Source organism: Streptomyces sp. NPDC005931, from assembly GCF_042871235.1.
Lineage (GTDB): Bacteria > Actinomycetota > Actinomycetes > Streptomycetales > Streptomycetaceae > Streptomyces.
This window is the reverse complement of sequence record NZ_JBIAIG010000037.1, coordinates 1-8335: the sequence shown is the minus strand read 5'-3', so window position 1 is coordinate 8335 and position 8335 is coordinate 1. Positions and strand designations below refer to the sequence as shown.

Below are 8335 nucleotides of genomic sequence, written 5' to 3'. Positions count from 1 at the left end.
AAGATCCCAAGCCGTTCATCTGGACCAAGACAGCCGAGGAAATCCTCGACTCCCTCGCCAACTTCTGCCGACGGATCTCCGGCGCAGGACACTAGTCCCACATCGGATCTCGCAGGTCACGACGCCTGCCCATGTGACGCTTCCATCTGCCGACGGGCCGCTGGGGGCTTGGTTACAGCTTGAACTGGAGGTGTTCGACGGTAACCGTGCCGGGTCTCCCTGACCAGGGGCCTGTGGTCTCCGAGTCGCAGGTGATCAGGGAGACGTTGCACACAGGTCGCCTGTACTGCCCGAGTCCGCTGCCTCGGGCAGTGTGGTCCCGGAGACCGGGTCGCTGTGCGATCCGCGCCCCGGCGGCCCGGGCTCGCTGGGACTGGTCCGGCCACAGCCCCTTTGATCGCACGTTCTCGTTCGGGTGAAGACGCAGCGCTGGCGGAACCCGGCCGGGATGCCCGGGCGTGGTGCCGTTCATGGAACCGATCCATGAAAGGCACGTGAGCTTAGCCGGGCCTGGCCGCCGACGACGCCACCGCGTTCGCCTTCCAGCAGCTGCTCGCCGAACGGTGGGCGACGGCGACAGCGGAGCACACGACGCGCGATGCCGATCAGCCCGGCGTACGGCTGCGCTGCTATGTGGACCTGCGCCAGCCGGTCAGCCCGTGACACTGAGCGAAGGCCTGAGCGGGCATGGTGGCGTGTGTGACGGGTCAGGTGCCCGATGGCTGGAGGAAGCGTCCGGGGGCGCCGGTGGTTACTGGTCGGGGTGGACGGCTTGGACGCCGGTGCCGGCGTAGGCCTTGGGGGTCAGGGTGAGCAGGTAGCGGCCGGAGGGGTGAGTGGGGGAGGGGCGGGCGGCGTGGATGGCGTGGACGGCGGCCCAGGAGTGCCCGAAGCGCAGGAGTTCGGTGGCGGTGACCGCGGCGTCGGTGTCGAACGCCTCGATCCGGACGAACCGCAGCCCCTTGATGTAGCCGAGCAGGCCCGGCCGTTCGGCGTCGCCCGCGGTCAGCGACAGCACCGGCGCATACAGGTCCCCGAGCCCGCTGGAGGCCTGGACGTAGAACGCGGCGACCGCCTCGTTGAACGGGTCCTTCGGGTCGTACAGCGCCGCGGCGGTCGTGTGGTCCAGGACGACCGCGATCGCCGCCACTACGCGGCCGCCTGCGGCCCGTGCGAGGCGGCACCCAGGCGCTCCAGCAGGGCGCGGGCCTTCGCCTCGGCCTCCGGGCTCGGTGGACTGCCCAGGGCGGAGGCGAGCTCGGCGCGTGCCAGCTCGGCCCGCTCGGCGTACTCAGCCTTCGTCGGGGTGCCCTGCGCGAGGTCCTCCACCAGGCCGCGGATGGTGGTGCCGTGCTCGGCCGCCAGCTGGGCCAGCCGATCCCGCGCGGCCACGCTCACTTTGATGCTCGTCTCGTCCGCTGCCATAGACCCCAATTTACCGTGGCCCCTCTACCGTCGGTAGAGGAAACGCGCGCACGGTGGCCGACGCGCTTGCGCCCGCCCGGCGAGGAAACGTCTCATGTACGCGCTTGGTACGCGAAATGCTCACTAACAAGTCGGCGGTAGCAGATGAGGGTGCAGGCGATGCTGGTGAAGGCTAGGAAGTGGGTGGCTTTGCGTTCGTAGCGGCGGTGCAGGCGTCGGCATCCGGCGAGCCAGGCCATGGTGCGTTCGATGGTCCAGCGGTGCCGACCGAGCCGCTGGCTGGAGTCGGTTCCCTTGCGGGCGATGCGGGGTGTGATGCCGCGGGCTCGTAACCAACGCCGCAGGTGGTTGTAGTCGTAGCCCTTGTCACCGTGGAGCTTGCCGGGTCTGCGTCGCCGTCGGCCGCGACGGGACCGGATCGGCGGTATGCCTTGCACCAGCGAGGATGAGGGCCTGGCTGTCGTGAACGTTGGCGCCCGAGATGCCGACGGACAGGGGCAGACCGGTCCGCTCGGTGATCAAGTGGATCTTCGAGCCGTACTTGCCCCGGTCGACAGGATTCGGGCCTGTCAGTCCCCCCTTTTCAGGGCCCGCATGTTCACGGAGTCGATCGCGCAGCGAGACCAGTCCAGCGCGCCGCGAGCGCCGAGCTCGTCGAGGACCAAGCGGTGAAGCTTCGCCCACACCCTGGCCTTCGACCACTCCGCGAACCGCCGATGGGCTGTCGCACCAGAAGGTCCGAACGAGGCGGATGGCAACTGCTGCCACGTGCACCCCGAAGTTGCGACGAACACGATCGCCGCCAGCACCTCCCGATCGCCGTGTCGGCGCCGGCCACCTCCCTGCGGACGCGTTGGCGCCTCCGGGACCACCCGCTGGAACAACTCCCACAGCTCATCCGGCACCAGCCGCTCAACGATCCCCACCTCGGCAGGCTATCGAACAATCCAAATGAGATGGATTGTAAGAAGGGGCAGGGCCGAAGCGCCGGACGGATGCCTGGCTCCTCCCGCGCTCCCGTAGGGCGGGGACCGGGTGAGGTGGCGCGGGCCGCCGCTCGTCCGTCGGCCGGCGCCGCGCGGTTCAGATGCGCCAGGAGCGGAGTGTGTCCGCGATGTCGTAGATCTTCAGCCGGGTTTCGCGGGCCTTTCGGATCAGGTCGGACAGTGCTCCGTAGGGCGGGTCGATGCCTTCACCGGACTGGTCGAGGTACTGGGTGGTGACGAAGGCGGCGAAGAGGCTGTTGCGGTGGGGGAGCGGTTCGAGCCGCACGATGGTGTGCAGGAGCGCGGCAGCACGCCACGCGGCGTCGGGGTTGGACTCGGCGAGCGTCGGCGTGCGGGTCTTGTGGCGGGCGACAGCCGCGACAAGGGCCGAGTAGTCGGTGACGGACACGTCGTCGTGACCCAGGGCGATGTCCTGAACGTCCAGGAGCCAGGAGACATCTACGTACAGGATCTCGCTCATCAGGCGGCAGTGGCTCCCCGGTCGCGCTCGGAGGGAGGAATCTCGTCCGGGAACGCCGCGTCGAACTCCTCGCGCAGCCTTTCCGCCCAGGACGCAGCGCCCGCCACGAACCGCTTGCGGTGCATCTCGCGCACTCCCAGGTCGTGCAGGTACTGCTTGAGGCTCTTGCCCTCAGCGGCGGCAGCAGCACGCACGCCTTCCATCTCTTCATCGGTGAAGGACACATTCAGTGACGGCATACCCGCATGGTACCTACTTGGTGCCTGCCGAGGAAGGCCGCAGTCTGCGATGAAGACTGGACGGCCGAGGGCATCGCCCCGCGCGGTCCGGCGGCCATGTCGGCCAGGCGCCGGTGTGATCGCCTCGGCCGGTAACCAGCGGCCGAGCGCGGCGCGTCACCTGCCCCCCGTGCGCGGCTTCGCGCACGAAGACATGCATCACGAAGGACGGCCGCCCCCGGCCCACGCACCCGGCCCGTCGCCTCACCTCGGTCCTGCTGCGAATGGCACAGCGAGCGCGCGGAGTATCCGCTCGACGAGGAGCTCCTTAAGGGTGTGCTGCGCCCCGCGCCGAGCCTGCTCGCCCGGGCCCGGCGCCGCGGCGACGTCCAGCGACTTCGAACCGACTTCGCGCGCCGGCTCGTGCACCTGGACAGGCCGGGCGGCATCTGGGAGGCGACGTGGCACAGCGGCGGCGCCCTGAGCGCACACCGCGACGACGGCCCTCTTCCGTGGCCTCGTTGACGCAGCGCCGCCTCGCTCACCTTCCGCCGATCTTCGGCCGTTGCCGTCGCCGACCGCCTATGACCAGCTGCTGCACCGTCGTCCCGCTGCACCGAAGGAGTCACTGCCGTGAGTACTCCCAGCCGTCACCGGATGAGCGAGCAGGCGGCGGAGACCGCCGTGATCGGCGCCTGCCGCATGCTGCGGCTGCCCACCATTCGCGCGAAGTTCCCCGACCTGGCCGAGCAGGCGTCCTGTGAGCAGATGTCCTACCTCAACTTCCTCGCCGAGCTGCTGCTGGCCGAGTGCGACGACCGGGCCCGGCCCTGATCCGAGCGCCGGATCAAGGCCGCCGCGTTCCCGAAGCAGAAGTCGGTCAGGGAGTTCGACTTCGACGCCAACCCCAGCATCGACCCCGCCGTGATCCACACCCTGGCCACCTCCGAGTGGGCACCGGCAAGTCGCACCTGCTGATCGCGTTGGGAACCGAAGCGGCGATGGTCGGTTTCCGGGTGAAGTACACCCTCGCGACGAAGCTCGTGAACGAGCTGGTCGAAGCCGCGGACGAGAAACAGCTGAGCAAGACCATCGCCCGCTACGGGCGCGTCGATCTTTTGTGCATCGACGAGCTGGGCTACATGGAACACCGGCACGGCGCCGAGTTGATGTTCCAGGTGTTGACGGAACGGGAGGAGAACAAGGCGACCGCGATCGCCTCCAACGAGTCCTTCGGCGGCTGGACCGAGACCTTCACCGATCCCCGGCTCTGCACCGCGATCGTCGACCGGCTCACCTTCAACGGCACGATCACCGAGACCGGCACAGACTCCTACCGACTCGCCCACACCCGGAGCAAGGCCGAACAGTCAGCCACAACCTGAGCCGACTTTCACGCATCGGGATGACTCTCTGTTGCGGCAGCCGTTCCTTGCAGGGCGGCCGCCGCGCCATGGACGATCGGGTCGCCATGCCCGAAGAGCGCGGTCTCGATCTCCAACTTGGCAAGCCGGTGCAGCGACTCGATGGCCCGGGAGCGGTCAGTGTTGAACACACCGAGCATGGTCTGGCCGACGTTGGCGACCGCATCACCAGCAAACAGGACCCCCGGCCCAGGCAGGTGGAGCGCGATCGACCCATCCGTGTGTCCGGGCACCGCAATTACCACCGCCCCACCGCCGAAGGCCAGCTCATCGCCGTCCTTCAACTCCCGGTCCACCCGGCACGGCGGAGCCGGCGGGAGCAGCGGGAGCGATACTCGGATTGGTATCTCGAAATCCTGCAGCACGGGCGGGGCTCCGGCCACCTCCCCCCGGATCACCGGTGCCTCCAGTCCATGCGCCACCACCTCCGCCCCATGACGGGCAGCCAGTTCGGCGGCCGCGCCCGTATGGTCCTCGTGCCAGTGCGTCAGCACGATCCGCCGCAACTCGCCGTCCAGAGCATCCTCGATCTGAGCAGCGCAGTCCGCCGTCCCAGTGTCGATCAAGGTCAGCTCGTCGTCGTCCCGCCACAGATAGGCCGCCCCCACCGGGAAGCGGAGCATGCACAGCGTCGGCAGCACCTGAATCACATCCATGCCCAAAGCCTGCACGATCGCCCTCTTGGCCACGTGGTCCTTCGCTCACGGCCTACGAGGCATGCGGGACACGACCAAACCCACCGACAAGCACCCTGCACATGGCCGCCGAGACGCGACCTTTGAGCATCCCCAGCGTTGCTGAAACTCACCGACACTCCGGCTGCAGAACGCCCTCAAACGTTTCCACAACTCACCGTCACGCGTTGCTGCCTCCCACCGACACAATCAATGGCACCGCTGCCACGACGCACCAGGCAGGACCGCGCCGATCGCATCGACGAGGCCGGCGTGGGGGTCGGAGATGACGAGCTGGACGCCGGACAGGCCGCGGGCGATCAGGGAGCGCAGGAAGGCGAGCCAGCCGGCGCCGTCCTCGGCGGTGGCGACGTCCAGGCCGAGGATCTCGCGGTGGCCGTCGGCGTTGACGCCGACCGCGATCAGGGCGTGGACGTTGATGATGCGGTCGCCCTCGCGGACCTTCTGGGTGAGCGCGTCGACCCAGACGAACGAGTACGGGCCGGCGTCCAGGGGCCGGTTGCGGAAGGCTGCGACCTGCTCGTCCAGGTGCTTAGCCATCGCGCTGACCTGGGACTTCGACAGCTGCGTCACCCCGAGAGACTCGGCGAGCTTCTCGACCCGGCGGGTGGAGACACCGAGCAGGTAGGCGGTGGCGACCACCGAGATCAGGGCCTGCTCGGCCCGGCGGCGGCGTTCGAGGAGCCAGTGCGGGAAGTAGCTGCCCTGCCTCAGCTTGGGAACGGCGAGCTCGACGGTCCCGGCGCGGGTGTCCCACTCGCGTGGGCGGTAGCCGTTGCGGTGGTTGACGCGTTCGTCGCTGACCTGCCCGTATTCGGCGTTGCACAGGGCGTCAGCCTCGGCGGACATGAGGGCGTCGGCGAATGTCTTGATCATCGCGCGCAGCAGATCGGGACTCGCCGCGGCGAGGTTCTCCTCGGCGATGAGGGCGTGCAGGGGCAGACTGTCGGGTGCGGTCATCGTGCTGATTTCCTTCGAGCTTCGACAACTCGAAGATCAGCCGGTGGCCGTTCTCATATCCGGACCCTCACTCCGACGCCAGGCCAAACACCCAGATTAGACCTCGGCGGTGAAGGGCCAGGGACGCCGATCTTGCCGTCTGAGCGTTACATCGTGGCCTCCGCCCGGTGCCAAGGTGCGACAGAGGGAAATCGGTCACCTGCCGCGGCCGATGAGGGAGCGCAGCACGGGCACTGCGGAGCCGGCCGCTGTCAGTCCCATCAGCACGGCGGCAGCAACGGGTGCACCGCTCAGTACACTCAGCCCGCCCACCACAAGCCCGATGACAAGGGCAGTGAGCAGGACGACGGTGGTGTGCAAGGACAGGAAGGGCGGCTCTGGACCGGACCCGTCTGCAGGACTGGGGTTCCTTGGTGGTGTCGTCGAAGTCATGCCACCAACTTTCGACGAGCGTATCCGCTGACCTGCATAGATCGAACATGGACGGCGAAGCCTGCACGGCGCCGAACGAAGCTGACCGAGCGCCTTCACATTCAATACTGTTCGGCAAAGTTCAGCACAGTCCGCTTCCGCGGCACCTAAGGTGCTGGTTCATGCCAAGGCCCGGTTGGGGGACAGAATGGCACCGGAGATGACCGACAACCAGAACAGCGACTTAGATAAGGCACTGGCCGAGTTGGGGCAAGAACTCACCACGCTACGACGACAGCGCGGCGCTCCCCCCTACGACCGCATCCTCAAACGCGGCGAGGAACTAATGCCCGACGCCGGGCGTTGCTCCAAAGGCACCATGAGCATGGTGTTCAACGGGAAGCAGTACATCTCCCTGGACAACCTGCTGTGGCTGGTCCGCTCAGTGATGTCCTGGAATGAGTACGGAGAAGAGTGTGATCCGCCCGGTCGGCGCGACACGGTGCTCACCCCCTGGCGTGAGCGCTGGTTCGCCCTCGACGCCCTGCGCGCTGCTCGCCGACGTGGACTTGCCTCTGTACACGGTGAACCCGCCCGGGCGCCCGAGTCCCCCATGCCTCGCAGCCCTTTAGTATCCGCAGCCGGTGACCTTGCCGCGCCGGCAGAGCAACCGCCTCCAACGCCGCAACCGTCGCCATGCGGCCTTCTTGGCGGAGTGTGCCCTGATCACGGCAGGACGCTGGATTCCGCAGCTGGACGCTCCTGGTGCGTCGCTGAAGGCTGCACACGTGCATGGGACTATGAGCGCAAGGACACTGATTGCAGTGAACCGCGCACCTTCAAGGTCACCACCTCACAGGGCGACGGCCTCTATGCCTGCCGTGGGCACGCCATCGATATGTGCGAACGCCTGGGGTACCTGGCCTTCTATGAAGTTCCTTCTGGATGACTCGAGCGTCCACGGTGGGCGGAAACACCGCCGGACCGGTCATCCAGGCTGAAGCAGGATGCATCGGCAGGAGGGAGGGTGGGGCGCCAGAGCCCAGACTCCGCGTCTGGAAGGCGGTGAGGTGGCCAGTCACGGTCAGCGAGACTGGGTCAGTGCCTGTCGCGCCCACGACAGTCCGTGGTTGGCGAGCCACTGGAGCTGGTCGGAGGTGAGTCTGGTTCGTTCGTCGTGCCGGCCGCGTCGCTCCGTGCTCAAGTCGGGGATGCGGGGAACGTGGCGCTGGACGTCGGTGAGTAACTGGGCGGGGGTTTCGGATAGTTCGTCCCCCTATCGGGGCCAGCTGCCCCGGATCGACCGGTGCCGCCACCACCTCGCCTTCAAGGGGACCGTCGCCTGGTGTCGGCCGCGTGTGCGCATGAACCCGAGTTCTCCGGCCCGCCGCTTGAGCTGGTGTGCGAGGACCCCGGCGGTAACGGCGTCGAGGTCCCGTTCCAGACGCCGGGCGAATCGCTGGAGGCTGGGCAGGTCGGCGTTGGTTGCCGCTTCGATCCATGCCGGCAGTTGGTGACCTTGCAGCTGAGTGAGCATGTGGGCGAAGGAGCGGACATGCCCGGCAAGTGGTCCAGTTCGGGGCAGATGGCCAGCACTGCCTTGAGCTGCAAGAACGTGAAAGGAACGCCACAGTAGCGCTGATCCGGCTCATCGGCAGGTTCAGCGCATGTCGATGGCGGAGAGCTGCTGTCCACGAGCGATATTTCTGATCAGTGAGGGGTGGGTTGGCCTGGG

8 protein-coding genes and 3 pseudogenes are annotated in these 8335 nt (G+C 67.7%); 4 read left to right on the top strand and 7 right to left on the bottom strand.

Translation table 11 applies throughout. The features are described 5' to 3' along the window. The first annotated feature begins 510 nt into the window (after window positions 1–510). Window positions 511–663: a DUF6207 family protein gene (locus ACFYOV_RS33660; protein WP_389094420.1), complete on the top strand. Its 153-nt coding sequence runs from the start codon at window positions 511–513 to the stop codon at window positions 661–663. An 88-nt stretch (window positions 664–751) separates the two neighbouring features. On the opposite strand, the gene ACFYOV_RS33655 is transcribed toward ACFYOV_RS33660, so the two are convergent. The 5 genes and pseudogenes from ACFYOV_RS33655 to ACFYOV_RS33635 form a co-directional block, all read right to left on the bottom strand. After that, entirely contained in the window at window positions 752–1150 is a 399-nt protein-coding gene (locus tag ACFYOV_RS33655) for a hypothetical protein (protein ID WP_389094416.1), read from the bottom strand. Next, window positions 1150–1425, bottom strand: a complete 276-nt coding sequence (locus ACFYOV_RS33650) for a hypothetical protein (protein ID WP_389094414.1) — start codon at window positions 1423–1425, stop codon at window positions 1150–1152. Before ACFYOV_RS33650 ends, ACFYOV_RS33655 begins: the two co-directional genes overlap by 1 nt. 92 nt (window positions 1426–1517) lie before the next feature. Next, window positions 1518–2345 (bottom strand): annotated as a pseudogene (locus ACFYOV_RS33645) (IS5 family transposase). Between the two features lie 163 nt (window positions 2346–2508). Next, complete coding sequence (locus ACFYOV_RS33640; protein WP_389094412.1) at window positions 2509–2892, bottom strand: toxin Doc; 384 nt, start codon at window positions 2890–2892, stop codon at window positions 2509–2511. Beyond that, window positions 2892–3131, bottom strand: a complete 240-nt coding sequence (locus tag ACFYOV_RS33635) for a hypothetical protein (protein WP_389094410.1) — start codon at window positions 3129–3131, stop codon at window positions 2892–2894. Before ACFYOV_RS33635 ends, ACFYOV_RS33640 begins: the two co-directional genes overlap by 1 nt. Window positions 3132–3767: 636 nt before the next feature. Here ACFYOV_RS33635 and ACFYOV_RS33630 point away from each other — a divergent pair. Next, a pseudogene (locus ACFYOV_RS33630) lies at window positions 3768–4495 on the top strand (ATP-binding protein). 8 nt (window positions 4496–4503) lie between these two features. On the opposite strand, the gene ACFYOV_RS33625 reads toward ACFYOV_RS33630, so the two are convergent. Further along, the gene (locus ACFYOV_RS33625; RefSeq protein ID WP_389094418.1) at window positions 4504–5190 is read right to left on the bottom strand and encodes an MBL fold metallo-hydrolase; all 687 of its coding nucleotides are present in this window, start codon (window positions 5188–5190) and stop codon (window positions 4504–4506) included. A 234-nt stretch (window positions 5191–5424) separates the two neighbouring features. Beyond that, window positions 5425–6189, bottom strand: a pseudogene (locus ACFYOV_RS33620) (IS256 family transposase); the annotation flags it as partial. A 631-nt stretch (window positions 6190–6820) separates the two neighbouring features. Here ACFYOV_RS33620 and ACFYOV_RS33615 point away from each other — a divergent pair. Further along, window positions 6821–7549, top strand: coding sequence for a hypothetical protein (locus ACFYOV_RS33615; protein WP_389094409.1), 729 nt, complete (start codon window positions 6821–6823; stop codon window positions 7547–7549). A gap of 396 nt (window positions 7550–7945) precedes the next feature. Continuing rightward, window positions 7946–8236, top strand: a complete 291-nt coding sequence (locus ACFYOV_RS33610) for a hypothetical protein (RefSeq protein WP_389094407.1) — start codon at window positions 7946–7948, stop codon at window positions 8234–8236. Window positions 8237–8335: the final 99 nt, after the last annotated feature.